Genomic DNA, 26996 nt, shown 5'->3' with positions numbered 1-26996 from the left:
CTCTCTGATTGCTCAACCCTAGCGGCCGGCTCGGACAGTGTGCTGCAACACTGCTGCTACGGGAACACTGCGGTATCGGTGTTCGTCAGGCAAGAGGGTGTGTCTTGCACCCCGAGAAGATCGTGAACCCCTCGAAAGGCTGCTGGACCGATGCGTTCGACGCTTACCCGCGGTGCTGCCACCGCTCTCCTGCCCACCCTCGGCATGCTGGTCCTGGCGGGCTGTGGTGGAGGCGACTCCAGCAGCGGCAGCACCCCGTCGCCGAGCAGCCCGGCCTCGACCCCGTCGACCACCTCGGGGACCACACCGTCGGATGCGCCCTCGACGCCGACGTCCGGGAAGCCGACGGACACGCCGTCGAACACCGCCGACCCCTCGGGTGAGCAGGCCGACGTGACCATCAACGTCACCGTTGCCAACGGCAAGGTCAACCCGAGTGGCGCGAGCATCAAGGTCAAGGCCGGGCAGACCGTCCTGGTCACCGCGGTCAGCGACGCCGAGGACGAGCTGCACATCCACGGCTACGACAAGGAGCTGGAGCTGAGCCCGGGCAAGCCCACCTCGGTCAAGTTCACCGCGAACATGAAGGGCACCTTCGAGGTCGAGACCCACAAGAGCGGCAAGCTGGTCGCAAAGCTCGTCGTCTCGTGATCATTCCAGTCCCACTGCACGGGATTGGTGGGCGGCAGGATCTGCCGGTTCCGTTTGGGCTGGCGGTCGGGGGCGCGGCGGTGGCGGTCGCGCTCTCGTTCGTCGTTCTCGGGCTCGCCTGGCGGAGTCCGAAGTACCGGGGCAACCTGTCGGGCAAGCCGTTGCCTGCCGCAATCACCCGGACGGTCGACGCGGGCTGGTTCCGCTGGGTGGTCCGGCTGGTCGGCCTGGCGATCTTCCTGTACGCGATGGTGTCGCTGATCTTCGGCGTGGACCGGCTGACGAACCCGATCTTCGGGTTCATCTACATCCTGGTCTGGGTCGGGCTGGTACCGATCTCGATCGTGCTCGGCCCGGTCTGGCGGACGCTGAACCCGCTGCGCACGATTCACCTACTGCTCTCGAAACTGCTCCGCCAGCCCCCTTCCAAGGGACTACTGGAGCTGCCGCGATGGGCCGGGCTCTGGCCGGCCGCGCTCGGAATCTTCGCGTTCACCTGGCTCGAGCTGGTCGCACCGGACCGCGCGACGATCCCCGTCCTGCAGGCGTGGATCGCTTTGTACGTGGTGATCACGCTCTTCGGCGCGGTCCTGTTCGGCGACCGTTGGTTCGCGCAGGGCGACCCGTTCGAGGTCTACGCGACGCTGATGTCGCGCCTGTCGCCGTGGGGTCGCCGTACCGACGGCTCGCTGGTCGTACGCCGTCCGCTCGAGAACCTCGACGGCCTCAAACCGCAGCCGGGCCTGGTCGGGATGGTGGCAGCACTGCTCGGCTCGACGGCGTACGACGGGTTCTCGAACTCGTCGACGTGGATCGGCTGGGCGCAGAACCAGGACATCTCGATGACGTGGCTCGGCACCGGCGCGCTGATCGTGTTCATCCTCTTCGTGCTGGTGACCTACTCCAGCGCCACGGTCCTTGCCGGCCGGTTGTCGGACAGCTCGCGGACGTCGCTGCCCGGGCTGTTCGCGCACTCCGTCGTACCGATCGCCTTCGGGTACGTCGTCGCGCACTACCTCACGCTGTTCATCCTCGAGGGCCAGCGGACGCTGATCTACCTGAGCGACCCGCTGAGCAACGGCGCGAACATCTTCGGCACCGGGCTACTCGCGGTAAACACCGGGATCACCAACCACAGCACGGCGATCGCGGTGACCCAGGTGGTCGCCGTTGTCGTCGGCCACCTGCTCGGCGTCACCTCGGCGCACGACCGGGCAGTCGCGCTGTTCCCACGGGCGAAGGCACTGGCGGGTCAGCTGCCGTTGCTCGTGGTGATGGTCGCCTACACCTGCGGTGGCTTGCTGCTGCTGTTCTCTTCCTGAGTCTTCGGCAGCTTGAAGCTCATGACCGCCAGCAGGATGAAGGCGATCATGCCGACGATCAGGTGCGAGTTGCCGGGGATGGACTGCCAGAAGGACCATCCCAGCTCGCGGTCGTCGCGGTACGGCACCCACCAGATCGACCGCAGCACGAACAGGCCGTAGAAGAGGACACCGGTGACGACGGCGGGGTTCAGGCCCCAGACGCGGTTGATGGCACGGATCAGGCTGACGCCGAGCGGGATGATCCACACCCAGTGGTGGCTCCACGAGATCGGCGACGCGTACAGCACGGCCAGCGCCATCACCGAGATCGCAGTGACGCGCTCGTCGGCCAGCCAGTAGCGGCGCGCGATCCACAGCACCAGCAGGCCGAACACGGCCGACAGCACGAACCAGGTCGGCTGGACCCAGCCCGCGTTGTTGCCCAGCCGATGCAGGAAGCCGTTGAACGACTGGTTGCCGGTGTAGGCGATCCCGCCGACGCGGTTGGCGTCCAGGATGACGTCGGTCCAGTACCGCCAGGACTGGTGCGGGACGACCGCGAAGCCGATCGCCATCGTTGCCAGCAGCCCGAAGACGGCATTGCGCAGCGCGCGCCACTGCTTGGTGATCAGCAGCAGGGCCAGGAACGGCACCGGGGTCAGCTTGACGCCGATCGCCACGCCGAGCCAGAAACCGCGCAGGCGGGCGTCGTTGGGCCGGACCAGGTCCAGCAGGATCATTGCTGTCAGCAACAGGTTGATCTGGCCGAACTGGATGGTCTGCCAGACCGGCTCGAGCAGCAGCGACAGGACGGTCAGCGCGACCAGGACCGCGGTGCGCTTGCGGGTGTGGACGAAACTCCAGAACGTCTTCGGCAGGCTGGTCCGCCAGAGCGCGGTGATGCAGAGCACCGAGATCGTGGTCCAGACGACCAGCGCGACCGCCCACGGTACGGCGGCCAGCGGGATCATCGCGATCGCGGCGAACGGCGGGTACGTGAACGGGAGACCGGAGCCGGCCAGGTGGGCGTCGTACAGCGAGTCGCCGTGCAGGAGGACCGAGCCGCCCATCCGGTAGACGCGGAGGTCGATCATGCCGCCGAACAGGCTGCCGATCCAGGCGCCGATCGCGACCAGGACCGCGCAGGCGACCACGGCGACGATGACGCGGCGACGGCCGGCCGGAAGGGTTGGGGAGGAGGGAGGGGTGGTCACGGTCACGTCAGGTCGGCTCCGAACAGGGACTCCAGCGCTCGCCGGGTCTCGTCGTACTCGGTGTGCAGGATCGCGGTCATGCCGACCGCCCGGGCGCCGTCGACGTTGAGCTGCAGGTCGTCGATGAACACGCAGTCCTCCGGCTTCAGGTCGAGGCGGCGGGCGGCGAGCAGGAAGATCTCCGGCTCGGGTTTGCGCAGTCCGACCTCGCCGGAGATGACGATGTCGTCGAACATGCCGTGCCAGGTGTCGCGCGGGTAGGTGTTGCCCCACGAGTTCGACAGCAGCGCGGTGCGGATCCCGGTCGCCTTGGCCCGGCGGATCAGTCCGGCCATGTCCGGCTGGTGCTCGAAATGGGCGAACATCCGCTCGATCAGGCCGTCGGCGGGCACCGGCGTACCGTCGCGGCGGACCAGGATCGAGGCGAGCTTGCGCTCGAAGTCCGGTACGGCGATCTGCCCGCGCTCGAGCGCGTGGACCGGGTTGAGCTCGGCCGTGTCGGCGGTCTCGCTGGGCAGCCACTTGAGCACTGCCTGGAGGTAGGAGTCGAAATCGAAGTCGTCGAGCTCGGCCCACTTGCGCAGGGCCGCGTCGAGGCCCGAGGTCAGCACGCCACCCCAGTCCACCAGCAACCCGCGCGGTACCGCGCGCACCTCAGCCATGGCGGCAAGCCTACTCAGACCGGGATCCCGGTCACCGTCCCCACCCTCGTGGCCACGTGCTGTCGCGTCAGTGGTTGTACTCGATGGTGACGTCGCCGCTGGAGGTTTTGGCGTGCAGGGTGCGGGTGCTGCTCGGGTCGACCTTGACGTTCGCGGACTCTTCGCCGGAGGAGGTCTTGGTGTCGACCTGGTACGACTCGTCGCCGGACGGGATGCGGATCGAGACGTCACCGGAGCTCGACTTGGAATCGACCGACTGCGGGGCGACGGTGAAGTCGAGCGCGACGCTGCCGGAGCTGCTCTTCGTGGTCACGGAGGTCGCGGTCAGGCCGTCGGCATCGATGTCTCCAGAGCTCGACTCGAGCGTCAGCGGACCGCCGGCGTCGTGGACCTCGATACTGCCGGAGCTCGCCTTGATCGTCGCGCCGGCGGGCATCCCGGACAGGTTCACGTCGCCGCTGCTGCTCTCGATCGTCAGCCGCAGGTCCTTCGGCACGGTCAGCACGTAGCTGGTCTTGCACCCGAACCAGAGGAAACCGCAGCCGCCGGAGTTGAGCTCCAGCTTGCCGTCGCCGTACTTCTCCTTCGGGTCGTGACCGAGCGCGGTCCGCTCGAACTGCCGCTCGACGTGCATGTCAGGGCCGTCCCCCGCGCGGATCTCGAGCTCGGCCGACCCGTTCTTGATCACCAGCGCGTCGCCCTGCACCGGGTAGTTGTCGGCGCTGCTCTTCTCGCCGTCGCTCAGCCCGGTGAGCGCCCAGTACAGCCCGCCGAGGATGAGCGCGACGGAGATCGCGATTCCGTACCGCCGCTCGTTGCTCATCGTGCCGGGCGACCGGCCCTGGACCTCGGACATGCTGCTCCTTGAAGTACTGGTCGTACTGGTGGGGACCTCTCCACCCTGACACATCCGGGCGGACCTGTCGGTGGGGTTTACCCCCGGCCTGACCCTGAGTCCGGGGTCAGACGGGAACCGGGGCCAGGTCGTGTGCCACGGCCGCGGCCAACTGCTGGATGGACTTCCGGAGCTTGCTGGATCTGGCGGCCTCGCCGAGGCTGCGGCCGTGGGACATCGCCGCATCCACAGCGTTCTGGTCGAACGGGAGGTGGGCGGCGACCTCGACGCCGGCGTACTGCGCCAGGGCCTCGTTGGCGGCCTCGGCCGGCGAGCCGCCGAGCGCGCTGGAGCGGACCCGGTTCACCACGACGCGAAGGTTCACGGAGGGTACGACGGCGCGAATCTCGTGGACGGCCCGGATCAGGCGGGTCAGGCCGACCGGGTCCGCCGTACCGACGACGATCACCTCGTCGGCCTCCTCGAGCGTGGACACCGTCGCGCCGTTGCGGCGTGGCGCGAGCGAGTCGAAGGAGATCTCCTCGTCGGTCTCGATGCAGAACCCGACGTCCGCCACTGTGAACGGCGCGAGCGTCCTTGCTGTCTGCCAGATCGACTCGACGGCCGCCGGTCGCAGCTCAGTCCAGCGGTCCGCACGGCTCAACCCGGTCAGCACCAGCAGGCGCGGCTCCATCTGCCGGGCGTGCTTCGCGAGCATGATCATGTCGAGCGAACCGTTCGAGGCCGAGCGCGCCGCCGCCGCCAGACCGGAGGTCTCGTCGAGCATCCCGAGCATCTGCGCGACGGTGCCGCCGTACACGTCCGCGTCGGCGAGCATGGTCGGGGTGCCCTTCGCGGCGAGCTCCCAGGCTAGGTTGACCGCGACCGTCGTCCGGCCGGGTGCCCCGGTCGGGCCCCAGACCGCGATCAGCCGCCCACTCCCCTGTGGATAGGTCGGCCGCGGGTTGGCCGCCGTCTCCGGCGTGAGCGGTACGAAGCCGCCGCCGAAGTGGGACGACGTCGCCATCGGCGGGCCGGACTCGACCGCCTCGGTCACGGCGCGGGCGAGGTCGCCCGGGCTGACGTCGGCGGGCAGGATCCGCTCGATGCCCATCCGGCTGAGCCTGTCCTCGGCACCGAAGGGAGCGCCGTTCTCGGTCGGGTCGACCATGGCGAGGACGACGATGCCGCGGGCGTGCAGTGCGGCGACGGCGTCGGAGGAGAGGCGGGGTAGGGCATCTGCGATGACGACGGCGCGGGCCTGTCCGCTCGCGGCGGCCGCCATCACGTCGGCGATGTCGACACAGCGCCGTACGACTCGGATGCCGGCGGCGCGCTCGGTCCGGCGTACGACGTCTGCTTCCCACGGCGCGCCGGTGATGGCGAGGAGGATGGGCGTCGACATCAGCCGGCCTTCCGGACCAGGGTCGGCTCGCCGGTGCTCATCGCGGTGAGGGCGGCCGGGAGCCGGGTCAGGTCGTCCTTGGTCAGGCCGACCAGGACCTGTCTGCGGGCTGTGCCGCCCGAGACGCCTTTGACGGAGTCGATCTGGAGGACCTTGACGTCGCTCCACCAGAGGGTGGCCTTCTGACCTGCGTCCTTCGGCACCACCCAGATGTCCACGGTGTCGCCGTTGGCGGTGTCGGACGGGAGGCGGCCGGTCGCCACCGAGAGCGGGAGCTCGGTGCGGTCGCGGTTGGCCTGAGAGGTGGCGGCGTCCTTGGGTACGAACTCGCCGGCGTCGATCGGGCGGGCGACGATCAGGCCCTTCAGGTCGGCGTCGGCTGCAACGTACCGGCTCGCGTCGTTGCTGCTGGTGAAGCGGACGCGGACGGTGGTGAGATCGGCGGCGGTCAGGGACGTGCCTGGGGTGAGGTCGTGCTTCGCGGCCCAAATCGTGGTGGTGTCGTCGGCGGCGCTGAGGATCTTGGCTCCGGCCAGGGCGGTGATGGCGACCAGCAGAACGCCGAGGACCAGGCGGCCGTCCTTCCACCGCGCCTTCCGGTTGCGCTGGGCCGGGGCGGACGGCGCTCCGAACCCGCTTCGCACTGCTGTCTCGACCACGGCTCGACTCCCCAGTTGTCCTCGACCTCGCTTGCGTCATTCTGCCTGGTTCGGGAGCGCGGTGTGCTCGGTCATCCACAGGGGGTGAGGATTGGGGACAAACGCGGTCGTCCGGTCGTCAACCATGGCAAACTGCAGGAACCAGCCACTACGTGAAGGAGCAGGACGGATGCCGACTCCCCGATTCCTCCAGCTCGCCGATGTCGCCGAGGTGCTCAACATCTCCGCGAACCAGGTGTACGCCTTGGTCCGGCGTGGCGACATCCCGGCGGTCAAGATCGGCGGCCGCGGTCAGTGGCGGGTCGAGTCGACCGAGCTGGAGAAGTACATCGAGCGGCTCTACACGGAGACGAAGCAGTTCATCGACACCCATCCCTTCGGCGACGAGGCCGAGGTCGCGGACGAGGCGCACTAGGTGGCCCGTTGCTTGGGCTCTGATCAGCGGCGGCGGAGGGCTTTGAGGGCCTGGGTGGGGACCAGGCGGACGTTGTAGACCTCGGTGCGGCGGCGGGGCGCGTCGAGCGGGTGCTCGGCCAGCTCCAGGAAGTCGGCGCCCACGCGGTCGATGGTGCCGGTGACGGGAGTGCCGCCGGCGCAGAACAGCGTGACCGGTGAGCGGTCGCGCGCGATGCCGCGGAGCAGGTGGGCCAGGCCGAGCTTGCCCTCAACGGCTCCGGCCGGCTCGGCCCACGGGCCTAGTTGGTGTACTGCGACGAGCGCGGCGGCCGGGATCAGCCACTCCTCGTAGCGCTCGGTCTCGATCAGCAGGCAGTCCTTCCCGACCCGCGTGAGCGTGCCGCGGACCGGGTCGGCGTCGCTCAGCTCGACGCGTACGACGGTGTCGACGGCACCGCGGAGGCGGTCCAGGACAGTGATCTTCCCGACCTCGGCGCGCATCCGGTCGGCGACCTCGCCGTACAGGTCACCGTCCTGCAGCGCCTCGAACTGCGACTCGAGGTCCGCGAACAACGCATCCCATCGCATGCCCGCGAACCTACCGGGTCCCGCAGGCCGCGGTGGTGACTCTGCGTGGGCCAAAGACTTGCTAAACGCGACCATTGCCAGTCTATAGTGATCAAGCCAAGGCAAACTCAAGCAAACTCATAGATCGAGGGTTAACCAGATGACTCGGGTAGTGAAAGGCGGGGTCGCGGGTCTGGCGCTGGTCGCGCTCGGCTGCCTGCTGCGCTGGATGACGGCGGGTTCGATCAGCGGCCTGAAGACGTACGACCTGGACTCGATGACGGTCCTGGCGGTCGGCACAGTCGCGTGGATCGCCTACACCTGGCTGACCCTGGCCGTCGCGGTGACAGTCCTCGAACAACTCCCAGGCGCCCTAGGCGCTCTAGCCGGCGCCCTAGCCAGCCGAATCACCACCCAAACCGCCCAAACCCTCCTCCGCTCCTCCATCGGAGTAGCCGCAGTCACCCCCCTAACAGTCACCGCAGCCCACGCCACCCCCAACCCCTCAACCCCCACCTACCGCACCACCGAACCCCCATCCACCCTCCACCTAGCCGCCCCCAGCCCCCACGACTCAGCCGGGACGCCGTCGCCCCGCCCCGACAACTCCGCAGGTTCTCTCGCCCACCCCAACAACCCCACCGGGTCCTCCGCCCACCCCCGCACCACCGCCCGGCCTTCTGCCGGGGCCCGCGACACCAAGTGGGCTGCCACCGAGCCCCAGTCGACGCTCCACCTCACGTCCTCATCCAGCACGCCGGACTGGCGTTCCACCGAGCCCCCGTCCACCATCCACCTCGCCAACCAGCCCACGCCCTCGGTGGAGACCGCTGGCGGGCGCACCTTCTCCCGCAGGACTGCTGGACTGTCGGACGAGCGCACGCCGACAGCTGCAGACGACCGGGCCTCGCACGACCCCACCGGAAACCGCAGGGCTACTGATGGCCGGGTTGGGGACGTGGGTGGGTGGGGGCGGGTGGGTGACCGGCCGGGTGGGCGGGGGCGGCGGGTGGGGGTGCCGGATCGGCCGGCTGAGGGGGCGGGGGTGCGGTACACGGATCTGCGGTCCGGGGTGCCGGGGCGGGTTGTGGTGCGGGAGGGGGACTCGTTGTGGGCGATTGCCGCGCGGGAGCTCGGGCCGGGGGCTTCGAACGCGGAGATCGCGGCGCGGTGGCCGGATTGGTACGCGGTCAACCGCCGGCTGATCGGGCCCGATCCCGAGCTGATTCTTCCCGGCCAGGTGCTAAGAGTTCCGCCCGTTTCCGCCGGTCCTCACGTTCTGCCGAACCAACAGGAGAAGTGACATGAGCCAGCCACAGAACCTCCGTGCGGACGACCTCCAGCACCGGACAAACCAAACCCCCAGCACCTCCGCCACCCCGGACGACCTGGTAGCACTCGTAGGCGTAGCCACCCCTCGCCTCCACACCGGCGACCACACCGTCCCCGCCACCGTCCACCACGCCGACAAACTGACCACGGACGCCCTCGCCCTCCGCCTAACCGCAATAACCCGGCTAGGCGTAACCGCCACCCCCACCACCCTCTCCACCCTCGCCGCCTACACCACCCTCCAACCCCAATCCCCCACACCCCCGGAGGCCACCGCGACACCGGCGGCTCCGGCTGATGAATCGGCCGAAGAGGAAGCCGTCGAGACACCGGAGCTGGTTGTCGTGGCGGGTGGTGACGACAGTGCTGCTCCCGCGGTGGAGCCCGAGCTGCGGCGGCTCAGGGTGGTGGAGCCTGGGGCTGCTTCTGGGGTGCGGGTGCCGGAGGTTCGGGGGTGGGGTGGGCGGTTGGTTTTGGCGGTTTCTGAGGTGTTGGTGGGGGATCGGCCGGTTTCTCAGTTGGTGCGGTTTACGGATGAGGCGGTGTTCAGTGAGTTGAATCGGCGGGTGCGGTTGCTGGGGTTGAACACGACTGCGGTGACGCGGAGTGGGAAGGAGCGGACTGTCGTGCGGTCGGTTCGGGTTTGTCAGCCGGCGCCCAACGTCGCGGAGGTTGCGGCGCATGTTCGGCACGGTGGGCGGTCGCGGGCGATCGCGCTGCGGATGGAGATTCGCCGGAACCGCTGGGTCTGTACGGCGCTCGAGCTCGGATGAACCCGGCCGTACGTCGGATTCATCAGTTCGTAATGGAGCCGCGCCGAACCTTACTGACAGCTGCGGCATCGTACTGAGCGCGATCCGATACCAGCCTTCTCGTTTCGGGGGAACGAATGTCCGAGAGCACCATCACCATCCCAGCGCCCACCACCCTCCCGTGGCGAATCGGGGTGGAGGAGTTGAGCGACGCGGAGCGCGCCCGGGTGCTGCCTGCGGTACGCCGTCGCCGGCTGAGCGAGCGCCTCCCGCTGCTGTACCCCCTGGCGATCCGCTACCACCGCGGCATCAAGCGACTCGAGTGGATGCGGTCGGCCACGCCGTACGCGCACACCCGGCAGCCGAACGACCTCCCGGTGCGCATCAAGCGGCACAAGTCCCTCCTGCTGCGTCAGCTCGGTGAGACCGAGATGTGGATGCAGCACAACAAGGTCAAGAACCTGCGGCTCGCGGCCGCCCAGATCGACGGGCTGATCATCCGCCCGGGCGAGACGTTCTCGTTCAACAAGCTGGTCGGCAACGCGACCCGCCGCAAGGGCTACCTGAAGGGCATGCGGCTGTCGAACGGCCAGGCGCGCCCCGGCATCGGCGGCGGTATCTGCCAGCTCGCCAACCTGCTGCACTGGATGGTCCTGCACTCGCCGATGACGGTGACGCAGCGGTCGACGCACAGCTTCGACCCGTTCCCGGACAACGGCCGCGTGCTGCCGTGGGGTGTCGGCTGCAGCATCGTCTACAACTACGTGGACCTGCAGTTCCGCAACGACACCGACCAAACCTTCCAGCTCAAGGTCGGCGTCGGCGAGCGGTACCTCGAGGGCGAGATCCTGGCCGACGTCCCGGCCGAGTCGTCGTACCGGGTGTTCGCCAAGGGTGAGCGGTTCCTGCGCGTCGGCGCGGACTACTTCCGGCGGAACGAGATCTGGCGGACGGTGATCGACCGCCGCACGGGTACGCCGGTCCGCGACGAGCTGGTCCGCGAGAACGTTGCCCTGGTCAAGTATGTCCCGGTCGACGTACCGGTCCTGGACGTCGTCCCGCCCGAGCAGTACCCGCCGCGGAGCTGAAACTGTCGGTGGGGCGTAGCAGACTGGAGACGTGATCGAGGTTGTCGCGCCGTACCGGGAGCGCCCCGCGCGGATCCCGGGCGCCGACCTGTGGACGCGTGAGGCCGAGGGCGGCGACTACCGGATCCTGCCCGACGGCTGCATGGACCTGCTGCTGATGCACGACGACCTGTACGTCGCAGGTCCGGACAGTCACGCGTGGATGGGCAACGCCGAGCGCGGGACGCGGTACGCCGGCATCCGCTTCGCGCCGGGTGCCGCGCCGGAGTTCCTCGGCGTACCGGCCCGCGACCTGCTCAACCAGCGAGTCCGTCTTGCCGACCTCTGGTCGCCCACCCGCAGCCGCAAACTCCGCGACCGGATCCTGACCGCCGAGGATCGCGCCGAGGCGCTGGACCTGGGGGTTGCGACCCTGGTCGGGGACCCGTCGGACGGGCTGGTTTCCCAAGTACTGCGCAGCGTCCGTGCCGGTCGGCTACGGAAGGTCGCCGGCGTGTCCCGCCTCGCCGCTGCGCTCGGCCTGAGCGAGCGGCAGCTGCATCGGCGGTGCCTGGATGCGTTCGGGTACGGGCCGAAGTTGCTGGACCGGGTGTTGTGGATGAATGTCGCGCTGGACCAGGCGCGGACCGGGCTGGCGCTGGCGGACGTTGCCGTGCGCACCGGATACGCCGACCAGGCGCACTTCACCCGGGACGTGAAGGCGCTGACGGGTCTTCCACCGCGGATTCTGCTGGGCTGACCGACGCCGGCGTGTCAGCATTGCTGTTCATGACGGGCGAGATCAGTACGGCGACGACGCTGCGGCACAACCCGCTCAACGCAGTGACCGCCACCGTCGAGCGCATCACGTACGGCGACGGACGCAGCGCCGTACGCAAGGAACTTCGCCGGCCGAGCGAGCCGCAGAGTGGTCCCTGGGCCGCCACGACCGACCCGCGGCACTGGAACTACTGGCGGCGCGAGCTCGAGGTCTACCGGGACGACGACCTGCGCGGGCACCTGGCTGACGCCGGTCTCGTCCTGCCCAACGCCGACGTCGAGGAGCACGCGGACGGCGCCGTACTGCTGATGGAAGACATCGGCGGCACCCCCGGTACGCAGTTCAGCCTGGCCGAGCATGCAGCGCTGGCACGCGCATGGGGTCGCTGGCAGGCCCGCCCGGCCGGCGAACGCGACTGGACCTCCATCGGGTTCCTTCGCGACTACTCGACCAGCCGCGAGGTCCCTTGGCACTTGCTGGACGACGACATGGCCTGGCAACAACCCCTGATCGCGGAGACCTGGCCGGCCGGGCTCCGTGAGGGCTGGACCCACCTGCTCGCCAACCGCGACCGCCTGCTCGACCTGGTCGCAGCCCTCCCCCGCGCTCGCTGCCACCTCGACTTCTGGGTCTCCAACGTGGTCCAGCGCCCGACCGGCGAGCTCGCGCTGTTCGACTGGGCGTTCACCGGCGACGGCGCGCTGGGCGAGGACATCGGCAACCACATCCCGGACGCCGTCTTCGACCTGTTCTGGCCGGCCGAGCGGCTGCCCGAGCTCGCCGAGACCTGCGTGGCCAACTACCTCGACGGGCTTCACGAGGCCGGCTGGCACGGCAATCCCGACGATGTCCGGCTGGCGGTCGCCGCGTCGGGGGTCAAGTACGCGTGGCTGCTCCCCGGCCTGCTGGGTCGCGCTGCGGACACCAACCACAACGCGTACCACCAGCAGGCCAATAGCCAGCACCTGTTCCGCCAGCGCGGTCAGGCGCTCGCCTTCGTCGCCAACTGGTGTGCGGAGGCGCTCACCCGAGCACCACGGTGAACCCGCCCGGCGGTACGACGGTACGCGCCGGGCTGCCGTGCGCGTACAGCTCGCCGTACGCCGTGTAGGAGTAGGCGACGCGACCAGGCAGGCTCACCGTGCGCGGCTGGGTGTCGACGCTGACGAGGAGTACGGCGTTGGCGATGCGGAGGCTGCTGATCGTCGGGAGCAGCAGGAGCGCGTCGAGCTGCGCCGTACCAGAGGCGGTTGCGGTGAGCTCGGTCGCGCCTGCTGGGAGGAGGTGCGGGAGCGTGAGTGGCTGGAGCGCGCCGGGCGCAGCAGAGATGCCCTGCGGACCGCACACGTGGGTGATGGTGCCGAGGGCGCGAGAGCCTGTGGTCCAGCTCGTCCGTGGCGGGGCCGTGTCGACGAGGTTGACAACCGGTAGGACCAGGCGGGGCTGCTGTGCTGGAGGCAGGGTCCACGTGGCAGTGGTGGAGAGGGACAGGTACGCGCCGTTGCTCCACTGGGACTCGCCGGTCCACGCAGAAGGCGGCGTGACGACCTGTCCGCCGGTAGCGGTCTCGGCCTCGACTGTGCGCAGGCCGTTGTACGTCGGAGTGCCGGTCAGGCGGGCGACCTCCGGGTGTGCGTCAAGAGCGAGCATGGAGAGCTGGCCGTGGATGGTGGACTCGGCGCCGGAGTTGCGGTTGACGACGCCGTCACCGGAGACGCCGTCGTACGTGCGACCGGTGGCTGGGTCGTACATCGGGGTGCCGGCGCGGTTGGCGCCGAAGTACCAAGCGGCGACAAATGCGGCGACCTGCTTCGGGCCGGGGCGGTTGACGGCGAGGAGGGCCTGCAGGCGGGCGTCGACGCCGTACGCGATCTGGGTGCGGTCGATCGGGACCGGGAGCCAGCCGTTGTCCGGGCCGCCGGCGGTGAGCAGGAGCGGGGTGAATCCGGCGGTGTCGCCGACGGCGGGGTCAAGCAGCCTGCGGTTGTTGAGTGCTGCAGAGGCAGCGGCGAGGGCGGTGGGCATTTGGGCGGCCCAGGCGTGCCAGTCGGAGATCGACTCGGCCCAGGGCATCAGTGCGCGGAAGGGCCAAGTGCGGGTCGTGCCCGCGGCCATGTCCGCGATGCCCTCGGCGAACCGGGCGAGAGCCGTGCGGGCTCGCGGTGAGCCGCCCGCCGCTACGTAGGCAGACAGCCCGAGCACGGCTTCGGCGGTGGCGTCGGCGCCGTTGACGATCAGCCAGGCGGGGAGGCGGCGGCCGTCGACGACGTTGTACTTGCCGTAGTTGACGAGGACCTGGCGGTCGAGGGCGGCGATCGCCAGCTCGAGGCGTTCGCGGAGGAAGCCGGCGAAGGCGCGGTCGGTGTTACGGAAGGCGGCGTACCCCTCCCCTAGTGCCCAGACGGTTCTTGCCAGCCAGTAGGACGGGCCGGAGTCGGACGGGTCGGGAAGCTCGACCGGGTCGGCGCTGGGGTTGAGGGTGCCGTCGGGTTGCATCCAGAGGACGACGTTGCCGTTGGTGGACTGGAGAAACGTCAACCCGCGGAGGAGTCCGTGGGCGGCGTCGCGCGAACTGGCGGCGCCGAACTGTTTCCAGTGCCGGATGTATACGACGGTCGCCCGCCCGATGTCGTCGGCGTTGTACGCACCCTGGCCGTAGGTGTTCGTGGCTGGGTCGTAGGTGCCGCCACCGATGCGTTTGTAGGAGCCGTCTGGTTGGCGGTCCGCATACGTCCAGAGGACACCCAGCGGACCTTCGCCGAACGTGGTGTGACCAGCAGTCCTGGGAGGCGTGACCCAGGACCGTAGGAAATCCAGGTGGCCGAGGTTGGAGAGGCGGCCGGTCCCGGTGGTCGCGGCCCGCCCGGCTTCGCTTCGCTCGCCTGGTGAGGCGGTGGCTGGGAGCGCGCTCGCCACGGGCAGTGTGCTCGCGGCGAACGCGCCGAGGACCGTGCGGCGGGTGGGTGTCATAGCAGGCGATCCGGCAAAGCCGAGGACGGTTCGGCTGGTGGGATTCATGGGAGGCGGTCCAATCTGGCGACGCCGATGGCGGTGTCGGCCATGCCGTAGAAGACGTACGGGGTGCCGTTGACGGTTTCGATCGCGGTGGGGAAGACGACGTTGCCGACGGTGCCGATCTTCTCCTCGTCGGTCTCGGGGACCAGGAGGGGCTCGGCGGTGCGGTCGAGGACGCGGGTGACGTCGGACGCATCGAGCAGCAGCGCGCCGGCGGCGTACCGGACCTTTTGCGTCGTGGGGTCGAAGCCCTGGGGCTGTTCGCCGGTGACGCCGTGGTGCAGGACCAGCCAGCCTTCGGGGACTCGCAGCGGCGCGGGTCCGGCGCCGATCTTGAGCTCCTCGAACGGGTACTCCGACATCGCCACCAGCCGGTGGTTGCGCAGGTGCACCAGGTTCCTCAGGTCGGTCTCGACCGCCGAGACCGGCACGAACGACACCCAGATCCCCGGCCGGTCATCCGTCACCCCGGCCGGCAGGTGCACGCCCTCGCCCTCCCGGAACCACCCCAGATCCCACATCGGCCGGTGCAGCATCGCGTACGACGGCTCGCCGTCGGGACCCGGCACCGGCTCCGGAAAGAACACCGTGTCCTTGTTCGGAAACAGGTTGAGATCCGTGTCCAACGAAGCCTGGTACTCGAAATGCAGCGGCCCGAGTCGACGCCAGTTGCGCAGATCCGAGGAAACAGCGAGGGCCGGCTTGGGACCCAGCGGACCGTACGCGACGTACGTCATCACGTGCAGCCCCAGCGACGGGATGAAGGTCACGCGCGGGTCCTCGACGCCGGCATTGTTCTTGCCTCGCTCCCAGCCTTCGTCCGGGGCCAGGACGACGCTTTCCCGCTCGACGCCGACCGGTACGCCGTCCTTCAGCTCGACCCGGGCCAGGCCCACGCGCGACACGTTGCCCTTAGCAACCAGCCGGGGCAGCAGATAGAGCTGTCCGTCCGGCGTGTGCCCGGTGGCCGGGTTCAGCACGCCCTCGGCCTCCAGCGAGTTGCCCGGCTCGGCGGTCATCAGCACGCCGACACGGGTGAGGGTGTAAGGAACAGTCACGAGAAGCCTTTCGAAGCTAGCCTTTGACGCCGGACGACAGGTTCGTCGAGATGAACCGGCGCTGGAAGATGATGAACAAGGTCACGGCGGGCGCCGCCAGCACACAGGCCCCGGCGAGCACCGCACCGAACGGGTTCGCGGCCCGCGCCGACACCGTCGTCAAATAGTTCGACAACGACACTGCCAACGGCTGCAGATCCTGCTGTTTGGTGATCAGGAACGGCCACAAGAACTCGTTCCACGGCCCGATGAACGTCAGCAGTACGCCGGTCAGCAACGCCGGCCGCACGAGCGGTACGGCGACCCGCCACAGGATGCTGAGCTCCGACGCACCGTCGATCCGGGCCGCGTCGAACAGCTCGGCCGGCAACTGCAGGAAGTACTGCCGGAACACGAACACCGCGGTCGAGTTGATCGCGAACGGCAGGATCATCCCGAGATACGAATCGGCGAGCCCGTAGCTGCGCACGATCAGCACGTACAGCGGAATCGTCAGGAGCTGGAACGGCACGACCTGGATCAGCAGCATCAGGTTGAACACCAGCCCACGCCCGCGGAACTGCAACCGCGCCAGCGCGTACCCGGCGAGCACCCCGAACACCAGCGTGCCGAGAATCACCCCACCGGTGAAGATCCCGGAGTTGATCAGCGACCGCCCGAGATGGATCGACGTGTTGATCTCGCGGTAGTTGTGCAGCGTCAGGTTCCCCGGCGACGGGAACGCCCCGCCGACCGACGGATCCGGTTCGGCCTGCAGCGAGCCGATCAGCATGTAGTAGAAGGGAAACAGGAACACGAAGGCCCCGATCAGCAGCGCGACGAACTTGAGCTTCATCTCAGTCCTCCCTCCCCACGAAGCGGCGTTCGACCAGCGCGAGCAGCAGCACGCCGATGACGAGCAACACCCCGATCGCCGATCCCACGTCCGGGTTTCCTTGCTCGATCCCGCGTTGATACATGATCAGTACCGGTGACGCGGATGCTCCGTCCGGACCACCACCCCCGGTCAGCAGGTAGGGCTCGGTGAAGAGGTTCGCACCCGTGACCGTCGCCAGCAGTACCACCAACGTCGTGGCCGGCCGTACGCCCGGGACCGTGACGTTCAGGAAGCGTTGCCAGCGCCCGGCGCCGTCCATCTCGGCCGCTTCGTACAAGTCTCCCGACACATTCTGCAGCGCCGCGAGGTACAGCAGGATGAAGAAGCCGAGCTGTTTCCAGGTGACATAGATCGCGACCGTAGGCATGGCCAACGACGAGTTCACCAACCAGGACGGGTCCGGTGCGAGCGGACCGAGGACTGAGTTGACCAAGCCGTTGGAGTTGAAGAGGAACAGCCAGACGCCGACAACAGCCACGCTGGCGGTCACATAAGGCACGTAGTAGCTGACCCGGAAGAACGTGCGCCAGCGGATCGCCGCGTTCAGCGCCGTGGCCAGGCCGATCGACAGGACGACGGTCAGCGGGACGTTGATCACCAGGAAGACCAGCACGTTCCCGAAGGCCCGCCGTACCGCCGGATCCGACAACACCGTCACGTAGTTGTCGAACCCGACGAACGGCCGGTCCACGATCGCCCCGGGCGCCGCGAAGAAGTAGTCGTGGAACGACATGTAGACCGCGAAGCCGAGCGGGTACGCGAAGACCGCCAGCAGGAACACGACGTACGGCGTGACGAACGCCGTGCCCACCGGATGATCGCCGAGGAGCTTCCTCATGACTGCTTGACGAGCTCGTCAATCTTCTGCGCGGCCCCGTCCAGGGCAGCGCCCGGATCCTGCTGGCCGAAGATGACGGACTTGGAGTAGGCGTCCCGGAACGTCTGCCAGATCGTGATCGAGTTCGGCACGTTCGGCACCTCGACCGTGCGGGAGGCCTGGTCGGCGAACACCTTGTAGTCCGGGTTCTTGGCGAAGTAGTCGGGGTACGTGCCCGCGACGTCCTTGCGCAGCGGCATCTGCCCGGTCAGCTGCAGGAACTTGCCGTCCTGATCCTTGCTCGTCGCGAACTTCAGCACGTCCGCGGCGGTCCCACGGTTCTTGCAGGCGGAGTACATCGCGACGTTCTTCGCGTCGCTGAAGGTGTGGATCTCCGACGCCGGCTTGCCCGACGAGGTCGGCACCGGTACGACGCCCCAGTCGACCTTCCCCTTGTACGTCGCGATCGCCCACGGACCCACGACCGCCATCGCGGCGGTGCCGTCCACGAACGCGTCACCGGTGTACTTCTCCGGCGACGCCAGCTTGTCGGCGTACATCGTCCGCCAGAACTGCGCGACCCACTTCCCCTCGTCGGAGTTGAACGTCGCCTTGCCATCGGCAACCAACTGCTTGCCGCCGCTCTCGGCCGCGTACAGCGGGTAGAAGTCGAACCAGGACTGGTAGAACTCGTTGCTCGGCGCCGGGTAGATCGCGAACTTCGCCGCCTTCGCCGCGACCACCTTCTTGGACGCCGTCAGGAAGTCGTCGTACGTCGTCAGCTGCGGAGTCGCGATGCCGGCCTTCGCGAACGCCTTCTTGCTGTAGAAGATCATCACCGGGTTCGACTTCCACGGCAGTTGGTAGTACTTGCCGTCCGGCGACTTGTACTGCTTCGCCACGTCACCCGACCGGTCCTCGATGTACGACGCGTCCAGCGGCACCAGACCACCCTGCTTCTGGAACTGTGACACCGACGCCGGCGACGTGTTGAAGATCAGGCACGGCGCGTTGCCGGCCGTGATCGCCGCGCCGATGACTTCCTCGGACGACTTCCCGGTCGGGATCTCCTGCGCGGTGATCTTCTGATCGGCATGCTCCGCGTTCCAGGCCGCGACCATCTGCTTGCCCCAGGCCACTTCCTCGGCGTTGTTCGAGTACCAGATCGAGATCGGCCCACGCGCCTTCGCGGCGGCGTCGGCATCACCAGAGCCGCCGCTACCACCACACGCAACGAGCGACCCGGTCAGCACCAGGGCCAAGAGTCCAGCTTGCACCTTCATGGGAATTCCTCCAGTTACACAGGGCCGGTCGAGCGTCGGACGACGAGTTGCGCGGGGGGCAGCTCGACATCGGGTACGTCGGACTCGCCGTCGACGACCCGGTTGAGGGTCTGGGCCGCCGCCTCGCCGAAGCGGAACGGGTCGGCGCGGACCGTGGTCAGGCCGGGATGCACGTACTCGGCGAGCTCGCTGTCGTCGAAGCCCGCCACGCTCAGGTCGTCCGGCACGGTCAGGCCGGCCGCCTGCGCCGCGCCGAGACCGGCGATCGCCATCCGGTCGTTGGCGTAGACGATCGCGGTCGGCGGCTTCGGCAGCGCGAGCAGCCGCCGGGTGGCCGCGATCCCGCCGGCCGCGGTGAAGTCACCGACCTCGACCGCGGCCGGCTCCAGACCGGCGGCCGCCAAGGTCTCGACGAGAGCTGTCGACCGAGCGGTGGCGTGGACGAATGCGGACGGACCAGCGACATGCGCGATCCGGGTGTGCCCGAGCTCGAGCAGGTGCTCGACCACGGCCCGGGTCCCCGGGCGGTCGTCCAACGTGACGGCCGGGAACGGCGACGTACCGTCCGGCCGGTTCAGCGTGACAGCGGGCAGGCCGAGCTCGACCAGCAGATCGATCCGCGGGTCGTCGTGCCGGAGGTCGGACAGCAGCACGCCGTCGACCCGCCCGTCGCCGGCGAGCCGCCGGTAACCGTCCTCCTCGGACTCCCCCGCGGTCACGACCTGTAGGACCAGGGCCTGTCCGCGCGTGGAGAGCACGCTCTCGACCCCGGCGATGAAGGCCGGGAAGAACGGGTCCGACGACAGCACGGCCGGGTCCCGGGTAATCACCAGACCGAGGGCGAACGCCTTCGAGACCGACAGCGACCGAGCCCGGTTGCTCGGCCGCCAGCCGAGCTCGTCGGCGGCCGCGAGGATCTTGTCGACAGTCGCCTGCGCCAGCCCGGGCCGTCCGTTCAGCGCGAACGAGACCGCGCCCTTGGACACCCCGGCACGCTGCGCCACATCTGCGATCGTCGGCCGCTTGCTCACGGAGATCCTCCATTTAAACCGGTTTAACCAGCATCTAAACCGGTTAAAACCCACACTGTCAAGACTTCGCTCGATTGCGCAGTACCGCAATCTCCGGCCAGTTCCGCGCACTCGTTTGCAGCCAAGTGCTTGACGGCACCGGCGCGCCCGGGTCTACCCTGGGTCGGCAGTGACGCACCCAGCCGGTAGCGGGCCAGCCAGTGGCACAGGCCCGAAGTCCGGTTTTCAGGCGCCAGGGCTCAGGTGAGGCCCGAGGCGGGGTCGCGTCCCCGGGACCGATGGAGCAATCGTGTCCAGACTCTCTCGCCGCCTTGTCGTCCTCACCGCGGCCGCCGCCCTCACAGTCACCGCCTCCGCCTCCGTGCTCACCCGAAGCCCCGCCGACGCGGCCGTGACGCTGCCGCCGACGCACGCCAAGTTCGACTACCAGATCGGCGGCGCGTACACGCCTCCCGCCGGCGTCCAGGTGGTCACCCGCGACCGCACCGCGGCCCCCGCCGCGGGCCTCTACAACATCTGCTACGTGAACGCCTTCCAGGTCCAGCCGGGCGAGGAGGGTCAGTGGGACTCCGACCTGCTGCTCCGCGACGCCAAGGGCAACGTGGTCATCGACCAGGACTGGGGCGAGGCCCTGCTCGACGTCCGGACGTCCGACAAACGGAACCGCGTCGCCGCCAAGGTCAACGGCTGGATCGACGGCTGCGCCGCCAAGGGCTACAAGGCGATCGAGCCGGACAACTACGACAGCTACACCCGCTCGAAGAATCTGCTCACCGCCGCGCAGGCCAAGGGGTACCTGACCCTGCTGGCCACCCACGCGCACTCGAAGAGCCTGGCCATCGCGCAGAAGAACACCGTCGAGCTGGCCGGTGACCGGCAGGCCGTCGGCCTCGACTTCGCGGTCGCCGAGGAGTGCGGCCAGTACAACGAGTGCGGTGACTACGTCGATGCCTTTGGCAACAACGTGATCGTGATCGAGTACACGAACAAGGGCCGTACTACGGCCTGCTCGCAGTACGGCAGCACGCTGACGATCGTGCAGCGTGACGTGGACGTCTCCGTCCCGGGTGACTCCGGGTACGTCCGCAAGACCTGCTGACCCTTCCTTCATCCCCCCGGCACTGGAGACCGCCATGTCTCAGCATGCTCGTACCCTGTCCCGCCGCGACGTCCTGCGCGCCGCGGCTGTCGCCGCAGCCGCCGCAGCCGCCGGTTCGCTGGCCGCGTGCGGCAAGAACGACGACCAGGGCGCAGATCCGAACGGCGTGGTCACGCTCGACCTCTGGCACGGCCAGGTCGACACCGGCAAGGCCGCGATCGACGCCCTGATCACTGCGTTCAACGCCGCCCACCCGAAGATCAAGGTGGTCGGCGGCGGGGGCGGGGTCACCGCGGACAGCATGCTGCAGAAGGTCACCGCCGGCTTGGCGGCGGGGTCCTACCCGGATATCGCGTACATCTTCGGGTCGGACCTCGCCAGCCTGACCAAGAGCCCGAAGATCGCCGATCTCACCGGTCAACTGAAGATCGACGACTACTGGCCGGCCGCCAAGGACGCGGTCAGCGTGAAGGGCAAGGTCCGGGCCGCGCCGGCCTTGCTCGACTCGCTCTGCGTGGTCTGGAACAAGAAGCTGTTCGCGGCGGCCGGTGTGCCGGCGCCGAAACCGGGCTGGACCTGGGACGACTTCACCGCGCTGTCGAAGCAGCTCACCAACCCGGCCAAGGGCATCTTCGGCACCGGCTGGCCGGGCGTCGGCGACGAGGACACGGTCTGGCGGATCTGGCCGATGATCTGGGACCTCGGGGGCGACGTCGTCAGCGGCGACGGCAAGAAGGTCGGCTTCGACCAGGTCGGTGAGAAGGCGCTGCAGACCCTCGACCGGCTGCGCACCGACAAGTCGCTGTACGTCGACCCGAAGCCGGGCAGCGAGCAGCTCTACCAGGTGTTCCTCGGCGGCCGGATGGCGATGGTTGCCACCGGCCCCTGGCAGCTCCCCGAGCTCAACGACAACAAGATCGACTACGGCGTCGTCCCGCTGCCGTCGTACTCCGGGAAGCCGGTGACGATCTCCGGGCCGGACACCTGGACCGTGTTCGACAACGGCAAGGCGAAGGTGCAGGCGGCCACCGAGTTCGTGAAGTGGCTGGCCGAACCCGCGCAGGACATCCAGTGGGACACGAAGGGCGGCAGCCTGCCGATCACGAAGGCGACCGCGGACCTACCGGCCTGGAAGAAGCACTCGAGCGAGACCACCGGGCTGGACGTGTTCGTGCAGGCGCTCGACACCGCGAAGGTGCGGCCGACGATCCCGCAGTACCCGCAGATCTCGCAGCACCTCGGGCAGGCGATCGCCGCTGTGCTGCTCGGGAAGCAGAGCCCGGCCGACGCGGTGAAACAGGCCGTTGACCAGTGCAACCAGGTGCTGGCGGTGCCGAACTGATGGCCAGCGTGGTCGGGACGTTCACCCTCGACCCACGGAGCAAGGCGGCCAAGCGGCGGGCGCGTGGCGAGGGTGCGACCGGGTGGGCGTTCGTCAGCCCGTCCGTGGTGATCATCCTCGGGCTCAGCGTCGTACCGGTGCTGTGGTCGTTGCTGCTGTCGTTCCAGGTGAACGATCTGGTCTCGCCGTCGGAGTGGGTCGGGCTGGCGAACTACCAGGCGCTGATGAAGGACCCGGCCTTCGGGTCGGCGGTCGCGCACACGTTGATCTACACGGTTCTCTACGTGCCGCTGAGCGTGGTCGCCGGGCTGGCGATCGCGATCGCGCTGGACCGGAAGATCGCGTTGATCGGGCTCTACCGAACCCTGGTGTTCGTGCCGTTCGTGGTGTCGGCGGCGGCGCAGGGCGTGCTGTTCTCGTTCGTGCTCGACCCGGAGTTCGGCGTGGCGAACTCGGTGCTGCACAAGGTCGGGCTGCCTGGGCAGGGCTTCTTCAGCGATCCCGGTCAAGCGCTCTACCTGCTGGTCGCGATCTCCTTGTGGAGCGGGACCGGGTTCTGCGTGATCGTCTACCTGGCCGGCCTGCAAGGGGTTTCGAGCGACCTGGTCGAGGCGGCGCGGATCGACGGCGCCGGCCGCTGGGGCGTACTGCGTCATGTCACGCTGCCGACGCTGACGCCGGTGTCGGTCTTCCTGCTGCTGTTCCAGACGATCAACGCGTTGCAGGTGTTCGACCTGGTCTTCGTCACCACGAAGGGCGGACCGCTCGGGTCGACCACGGTGATCGTGTACTTCATCTGGGAGAAGGCGTTCAAGGCGTTCACGGCCGGCTACAGCGCGGCGGCGGCGTACACCTTGGCGGTCGGGTTGCTGATCGTTGGCGTCGCCCTGCAGATCTACCGGCGAAGGGCGGCGGCGCGATGAAGAGATTCAGCGCCTGGCATTTCGTGCTCGCGCCGCTGGCGTTGCTGTTCGCGCTGCCATTGGTCTGGCTGCTGGTCAGCTCGGTGATGAGCAACGCGGAGATCAACCGGTTCCCACCGGCGCTGTGGCCGCACGCGATCAACCTCGGCGGGTACAAGTACGTGCTGGGGAACGCTCTGTTTCCGCGCTGGTTCCTGAACTCGTTCATCGTCTCCGCGGTCGCCGTGACCGCGAACCTGGTGCTCGGGACGCTCGGCGGGTACGCGTTCGCGCGGATCCGGTTTGCCGGGTCGAAGGTCGTGCTCGGGCTGATGCTCGCCACGATGGTGATCCCGTTCCAGCTGACGATGATCCCGACGTTCCTGGTGATGAAGGATCTCGGGCTGATCGACACGCTCGGCGCGCTGATCGTCCCGTCGCTGGTGACACCGCTGTCGGTGTTCCTGTTCCGGCAGTTCTTCGTCTCGCTGCCGCGCGAGCTCGAGGAGGCGGCCTGGATCGACGGGTGCGGGCGGCTGCGGATCCTGATCTCGATCGTGCTGCCGCTGGCCCGGCCGGCATTGAGCACGGTCGCCGTACTGACGTTCCTCGCCACCTGGAACGACCTGACCTGGCCGCTGATCGCGATCAACACCGACACGACGTACACCCTCCAGCTCGGGCTGACCACCTTCCAGGGCCAGCACCACACCCAGTGGGCCGCCGTGATGGCCGGCAACGTCATCACCGTGCTGCCGGTCCTGCTCGGCTTCCTCCTTGCCCAGAAGGCGTTCATCCGCTCGCTGGCCTCTACCGGACTCAAGGGCTGATATGACTTTCGACCTTCTCGTGATCGGTGACGCGAACCCTGACGTGGTGGTCGGGCCGGTCGCGCAACCGATCCTCTTCGGGCAGCAGGAACGGCTGGTTCCCTCCGGTTCGCTGGTGCTCGGCGGCTCGGCTTCGATCATGGCCTGCGGCGCGGCCCGGCTCGGACTGCGCGTCGCGTTCGCGGGCCGGGTCGGTGACGACGCGGCCGGCGAGTTCGTCCGTACGGCGCTGGCGTCGCGCGGAGTCAACGTCGACGCAGTGTTGACCGATCCGGCTCTGCCCACGCCGCTCACCACGATCCTCACCTCGGGCGACGATCGCGCCATCCTGACGTCGCCCGGATGTCTGCCCAGCACAGTGGCGGAGGATGTGCCGCGAGACCTGATCCGGTCCGTACGGCATGTGCATGCGGGCTCGTTCTATCTGCTGCCCGAGTTGGCAGTCGGCCTGGCCGGAATCTTCAAGGAGGCCAAAGCCGCCAAGGCGACCACCTCACTCGACCCGAACGACGACCCGGCGGGCCGATGGGACCGGATGGTTCTCGATCCGATCCTGCGCGTCACCGACTACTTCCTCCCCAACGCCGCCGAGGCTCTCGCCCTGACCGGCCATCACTCCGTGGTGGACGCCGCCGGCATCCTGGCCCGTCGTGGTCCGCTCGTCGTGGTGAAGAACGGCGCGGAGGGCGCTCTTGCCCACAACGGTTCGAGGGTCATCACCGCACCGGCGGTGAAAGTGGAGGCGGTCGACACCGTCGGCGCAGGTGACAGCTTCGACGCCGGCTGGGTGGCCGCCGTACTCAAGGGCATGAAACCCGACCGCGCCCTGGCGATCGCCGCCGCCTGCGGTTCGCTCTCCACCCGCGCCGCCGGCGGGACCGCGGCCCAACCGACCTGGGAAGAAGCGACAGCATGACGACGATTGCGTTCATCGGCGCGGGCAGCGTGGTGTTCACGCAAGGCCTGCTCGCCGACCTGTTCGACCTCGACCTCGGTCCGCTGCACATCGCGTTGCACGACATCGATCCGGAGCGGCTCGACACCGCCGCGGCGGCTGCGGCGTACCTCGCTCAGGACCGTCCGGTGCGGATCACCGCCCACCTCGAACGGCGCGCAGCGCTCGACGGCGCCGACTTCGTGATCAACATCGTGCAAGTCGGGATGAATGCGGCGACGCAGCTCGATTTCGAGCTCCCCGCCCGCTACGGCGTCCGCCAGACCATTGGCGACACCCTCGGTGTCGGCGGCGTCTTCCGCGCCCTGCGCACGTACCCGGTACTGCGCGGCCTCGCCGAGGACATCGCCGCGGTCTGTCCCGACGCCTGGCTGCTCAACTACACGAACCCGATGGCGATGAACGTCTGGTACCTGAAGGCCCTCGGCGTACGGAACGTCGTCGGCCTCTGCCACTCGGTCTACTGGACCATGCAGGGCCTCTCCGACCTGGTCGAAGTCCCCTACTCCGACGTCACCTACCAGGCGGCCGGCGTCAACCACCAGTCCTGGGTACTGCGCTTCGAGCGCGACGGCGAGAACCTGTACGACCGGCTGGACGCGGCGATCGCCAACGACCCCGAACTGCTCCGCCGGGTCCGCGTCGACATGTACAGTCGGCTCGGCTACTACCCGACCGAGACCAGCGAGCACTCCGCCGAGTACGTTCCGTGGTACCTCAATCATGCGTCCGAGGTCGATCGTCTCCGGCTGCCGATCGGCGCCTACCTCGGCATCGTCGCCGAGAACCTCGCGTCCTACGAGCAGACCCGGGTGGCGCTCAAGTCCGGCGAGCCGCTGTCCGTAGATCCCACGATGGAGTACGCACCGCAAATCATCCACAGCATGGTCACCAACACGCCTCGCACCATCTACGCCAACGTCCCGAACCACGGCCTGATCCCCAACCTGCAGTCCGGGGCTACGGTCGAGGTCCCTTCCCTGGTTGACGGTTCGGGCGTGCAACCCACTGCAGTCGGTGCGCTGCCGGCACAGTGCGCCGCGCTCAACCGCTCCTATTTGAACGTCTGCGAACTGGTGGTGAAGGCAGCAATCGAACAAGACCCGCTGGCCATCCGCCAAGCAGTCATGATGGACCCGGCCACCGACCTCCCGGTCGAGCAGATCTGGGACCTGTGCAACGACCTAGTGCTTGCTCACAGCAACTACTTGGACCCGTCGCTGAGGGCGGCCCTCAAGTAGTCCCGGTACGTCGCGAACCCGGCGACGACCTCGGCCGCAGTCGGCTGATCGGTCAGCGCCCCGACGCCCTGGCCCGCGTAGATCGATGCGCGGGCCGGGTCGGCGGCCTTCGTGCCGTCCACGTAGTCGGCGTGTCCGGCGTCGTCCGCCTTCAGCTCCTGCTCGCGGCCTTCCCAGCGGTCGAAGTACGCGTTCCGCAGCGCCCGTCCGCCGAACTCGTCCGGCCAACCAGCGCGCGACGCCGCGTCGAACACCGTCCCGTAGACGGTGTCGGTCTCGTCCGCCGCGATCACGCGCTCGCGCACCGGCTCCGACGTCAGCGCCTCGACGCAGGTGAGGAACGCAGTACCGATCCAGCCACCCGCGGCGCCGGCTGCCAGGACAGCGGCCAGTCCGCGCGGGCCTGAGATTCCGCCGCCGGCAAGCACCGGAAGGTCGGTCAGGTCGAGGATTGCCTGCAGCAACGGCAGCGTGCCCACTGCGTTGCGGCCATGTCCGCCGGCCTCCGCGCCGCGGGCGACGATCACGTCCACCCCGGCGTCGACCGCCTCGCGCGCATCCGCAACCGTCCCGGCCTGGGTGGCTACGGTGATGCCCGCATCCTGGAGCGCCCGGACGTACGGCGCGAAGTTCCCGAAGCTCAACGAAACCAGGTCAGGCTTCAGCTCCAGCACAGCGTCCAGATGCTCGGGACGCTTGGTCACAGACCACGCCATCAACCCGATACCCCAGGGCTTCCCGCCCGCCGCGGCGATGGCGCCCTCGGTCCGGATCCAGTCAGCGGTCACCGCAGAGCCGGCGCCGAGCATGCCGAGCCCACCCGCGGCCGAGATTGCCGCGGTCAGCTTCCCGCCGCTGACGTTGGCCATGGGCGCACCCACCAGGGGCACGCCCAGGCCGAACTTCTCCGTCAGCCACATC

General features: G+C 68.6%; 27 protein-coding genes. 14 read left to right on the top strand and 13 right to left on the bottom strand.

Annotated features, from left to right (window positions below; all coding sequences use genetic code 11):
* The first annotated feature begins 150 nt into the window (after positions 1–150).
* Together AB0E69_RS30940 and AB0E69_RS30935 are read left to right on the top strand one after the other, a co-directional pair.
* A complete protein-coding gene (locus AB0E69_RS30940) occupies positions 151–651 on the top strand; it encodes a cupredoxin domain-containing protein (protein ID WP_360154025.1) in 501 nt (166 codons plus the stop codon).
* A complete protein-coding gene (locus tag AB0E69_RS30935) occupies positions 648–1973 on the top strand; it encodes a hypothetical protein (RefSeq protein WP_360154022.1) in 1326 nt (441 codons plus the stop codon). Before AB0E69_RS30940 ends, AB0E69_RS30935 begins: the two co-directional genes overlap by 4 nt.
* On the opposite strand, the gene AB0E69_RS30930 is transcribed toward AB0E69_RS30935, so the two are convergent.
* The 5 genes from AB0E69_RS30930 to AB0E69_RS30910 form a co-directional block, all read right to left on the bottom strand.
* Positions 1934–3175, bottom strand: coding sequence for a glycosyltransferase 87 family protein (locus AB0E69_RS30930; protein WP_360154019.1), 1242 nt, complete (start codon positions 3173–3175; stop codon positions 1934–1936). The two genes, AB0E69_RS30935 and AB0E69_RS30930, sit on opposite strands and share 40 nt — an antisense overlap.
* Positions 3172–3831, bottom strand: coding sequence for an HAD family phosphatase (locus tag AB0E69_RS30925; protein WP_360154016.1), 660 nt, complete (start codon positions 3829–3831; stop codon positions 3172–3174). The genes AB0E69_RS30930 and AB0E69_RS30925 overlap by 4 nt, the downstream gene beginning before the upstream one ends.
* A gap of 67 nt (positions 3832–3898) precedes the next feature.
* The gene (locus AB0E69_RS30920; RefSeq protein WP_360154013.1) at positions 3899–4687 is read right to left on the bottom strand and encodes a DUF4097 family beta strand repeat-containing protein; all 789 of its coding nucleotides are present in this window, start codon (positions 4685–4687) and stop codon (positions 3899–3901) included.
* Between the two features lie 106 nt (positions 4688–4793).
* A complete protein-coding gene (locus AB0E69_RS30915; RefSeq protein WP_360154010.1) occupies positions 4794–6071 on the bottom strand; it encodes a P-loop NTPase in 1278 nt (425 codons plus the stop codon).
* Positions 6071–6730 carry an SAF domain-containing protein gene (locus AB0E69_RS30910; RefSeq protein ID WP_360154007.1) on the bottom strand — a complete coding sequence of 220 codons (660 nt, stop codon included), beginning with the start codon at positions 6728–6730 and terminating at the stop codon, positions 6071–6073. Before AB0E69_RS30910 ends, AB0E69_RS30915 begins: the two co-directional genes overlap by 1 nt.
* A 169-nt stretch (positions 6731–6899) precedes the next feature.
* On the opposite strand from AB0E69_RS30910, the gene AB0E69_RS30905 reads away from it, so the two are divergent.
* Positions 6900–7145, top strand: a complete 246-nt coding sequence (locus AB0E69_RS30905; RefSeq protein ID WP_360154004.1) for a helix-turn-helix domain-containing protein — start codon at positions 6900–6902, stop codon at positions 7143–7145.
* A 23-nt stretch (positions 7146–7168) separates the two neighbouring features.
* Here the strand turns inward: AB0E69_RS30905 and AB0E69_RS30900 are convergent, their stop codons facing one another.
* Positions 7169–7714 (bottom strand): hypothetical protein, encoded by a 546-nt coding sequence (locus AB0E69_RS30900; RefSeq protein ID WP_360154001.1) that lies wholly within the window; start codon positions 7712–7714, stop codon positions 7169–7171.
* A gap of 139 nt (positions 7715–7853) precedes the next feature.
* On the opposite strand from AB0E69_RS30900, the gene AB0E69_RS30895 reads away from it, so the two are divergent.
* The 5 genes from AB0E69_RS30895 to AB0E69_RS30875 all read left to right on the top strand — a co-directional run bounded on the left by AB0E69_RS30895 (position 7854) and on the right by AB0E69_RS30875 (position 12668).
* Positions 7854–8996 carry a LysM peptidoglycan-binding domain-containing protein gene (locus AB0E69_RS30895; RefSeq protein ID WP_360153998.1) on the top strand — a complete coding sequence of 381 codons (1143 nt, stop codon included), beginning with the start codon at positions 7854–7856 and terminating at the stop codon, positions 8994–8996.
* A 1-nt stretch (position 8997) separates the two neighbouring features.
* A complete protein-coding gene (locus tag AB0E69_RS30890) occupies positions 8998–9798 on the top strand; it encodes an Rv3235 family protein (RefSeq protein WP_360153995.1) in 801 nt (266 codons plus the stop codon).
* 116 nt (positions 9799–9914) lie between these two features.
* Positions 9915–10865: a VanW family protein gene (locus AB0E69_RS30885; protein WP_360153992.1), complete on the top strand. Its 951-nt coding sequence runs from the start codon at positions 9915–9917 to the stop codon at positions 10863–10865.
* Between the two features lie 31 nt (positions 10866–10896).
* Positions 10897–11604: a helix-turn-helix transcriptional regulator gene (locus tag AB0E69_RS30880; protein WP_360153989.1), complete on the top strand. Its 708-nt coding sequence runs from the start codon at positions 10897–10899 to the stop codon at positions 11602–11604.
* A 29-nt stretch (positions 11605–11633) separates the two neighbouring features.
* The gene (locus AB0E69_RS30875; RefSeq protein ID WP_360153986.1) at positions 11634–12668 is read left to right on the top strand and encodes an aminoglycoside phosphotransferase; all 1035 of its coding nucleotides are present in this window, start codon (positions 11634–11636) and stop codon (positions 12666–12668) included.
* Here AB0E69_RS30875 and AB0E69_RS30870 read toward each other — a convergent pair.
* From AB0E69_RS30870 to AB0E69_RS30845, 6 genes are read right to left on the bottom strand one after another with little or no spacing between them, the layout of a single operon-like run.
* The gene (locus AB0E69_RS30870; RefSeq protein WP_360153983.1) at positions 12649–14595 is read right to left on the bottom strand and encodes a hypothetical protein; all 1947 of its coding nucleotides are present in this window, start codon (positions 14593–14595) and stop codon (positions 12649–12651) included. The genes AB0E69_RS30875 and AB0E69_RS30870 overlap by 20 nt on opposite strands.
* Positions 14596–14639: 44 nt before the next feature.
* On the bottom strand, positions 14640–15698 hold the full coding sequence (locus AB0E69_RS30865; protein WP_360153980.1) for a glycosidase: 1059 nt from the start codon (positions 15696–15698) through the stop codon (positions 14640–14642).
* Positions 15699–15714: 16 nt separating this feature from the next.
* Positions 15715–16533 (bottom strand): carbohydrate ABC transporter permease, encoded by an 819-nt coding sequence (locus AB0E69_RS30860; RefSeq protein ID WP_360153977.1) that lies wholly within the window; start codon positions 16531–16533, stop codon positions 15715–15717.
* Position 16534: 1 nt separating this feature from the next.
* Complete coding sequence (locus tag AB0E69_RS30855; RefSeq protein ID WP_360153974.1) at positions 16535–17413, bottom strand: sugar ABC transporter permease; 879 nt, start codon at positions 17411–17413, stop codon at positions 16535–16537.
* Positions 17410–18675: a sugar ABC transporter substrate-binding protein gene (locus AB0E69_RS30850; RefSeq protein ID WP_360153971.1), complete on the bottom strand. Its 1266-nt coding sequence runs from the start codon at positions 18673–18675 to the stop codon at positions 17410–17412. The genes AB0E69_RS30855 and AB0E69_RS30850 overlap by 4 nt, the downstream gene beginning before the upstream one ends.
* A gap of 14 nt (positions 18676–18689) precedes the next feature.
* Positions 18690–19706 (bottom strand): LacI family DNA-binding transcriptional regulator, encoded by a 1017-nt coding sequence (locus tag AB0E69_RS30845; RefSeq protein WP_360153968.1) that lies wholly within the window; start codon positions 19704–19706, stop codon positions 18690–18692.
* A gap of 289 nt (positions 19707–19995) precedes the next feature.
* On the opposite strand from AB0E69_RS30845, the gene AB0E69_RS30840 reads away from it, so the two are divergent.
* The 6 genes from AB0E69_RS30840 to melA are packed head-to-tail and all read left to right on the top strand — an operon-like array spanning position 19996 to position 26075.
* Complete coding sequence (locus AB0E69_RS30840) at positions 19996–20805, top strand: endo alpha-1,4 polygalactosaminidase (RefSeq protein WP_360153965.1); 810 nt, start codon at positions 19996–19998, stop codon at positions 20803–20805.
* A 34-nt stretch (positions 20806–20839) separates the two neighbouring features.
* A complete protein-coding gene (locus AB0E69_RS30835) occupies positions 20840–22147 on the top strand; it encodes an ABC transporter substrate-binding protein (RefSeq protein ID WP_360153962.1) in 1308 nt (435 codons plus the stop codon).
* Positions 22147–23070: a sugar ABC transporter permease gene (locus tag AB0E69_RS30830; protein ID WP_360153959.1), complete on the top strand. Its 924-nt coding sequence runs from the start codon at positions 22147–22149 to the stop codon at positions 23068–23070. The genes AB0E69_RS30835 and AB0E69_RS30830 overlap by 1 nt, the downstream gene beginning before the upstream one ends.
* Positions 23067–23879: a carbohydrate ABC transporter permease gene (locus AB0E69_RS30825; protein ID WP_360153956.1), complete on the top strand. Its 813-nt coding sequence runs from the start codon at positions 23067–23069 to the stop codon at positions 23877–23879. The genes AB0E69_RS30830 and AB0E69_RS30825 overlap by 4 nt, the downstream gene beginning before the upstream one ends.
* A gap of 1 nt (position 23880) precedes the next feature.
* Complete coding sequence (locus AB0E69_RS30820) at positions 23881–24795, top strand: carbohydrate kinase family protein (RefSeq protein WP_360153953.1); 915 nt, start codon at positions 23881–23883, stop codon at positions 24793–24795.
* Positions 24792–26075 (top strand): alpha-galactosidase, encoded by a 1284-nt coding sequence (melA, locus tag AB0E69_RS30815; RefSeq protein ID WP_360153950.1) that lies wholly within the window; start codon positions 24792–24794, stop codon positions 26073–26075. The genes AB0E69_RS30820 and melA overlap by 4 nt, the downstream gene beginning before the upstream one ends.
* Here melA and AB0E69_RS30810 read toward each other — a convergent pair.
* Positions 26039–26995, bottom strand: coding sequence for a nitronate monooxygenase (locus AB0E69_RS30810; protein ID WP_360153947.1), 957 nt, complete (start codon positions 26993–26995; stop codon positions 26039–26041). The genes melA and AB0E69_RS30810 overlap by 37 nt on opposite strands.
* Position 26996 lies beyond the last annotated feature (1 nt).

The sequence above is a fragment of the Kribbella sp. NPDC026611 genome (assembly GCF_040638345.1).
Taxonomy (GTDB): Bacteria; Actinomycetota; Actinomycetes; order Propionibacteriales; family Kribbellaceae; genus Kribbella.
The sequence above is the reverse complement of the archived record's forward strand: the minus strand, read 5'-3'. Positions and strand labels throughout refer to the sequence as shown.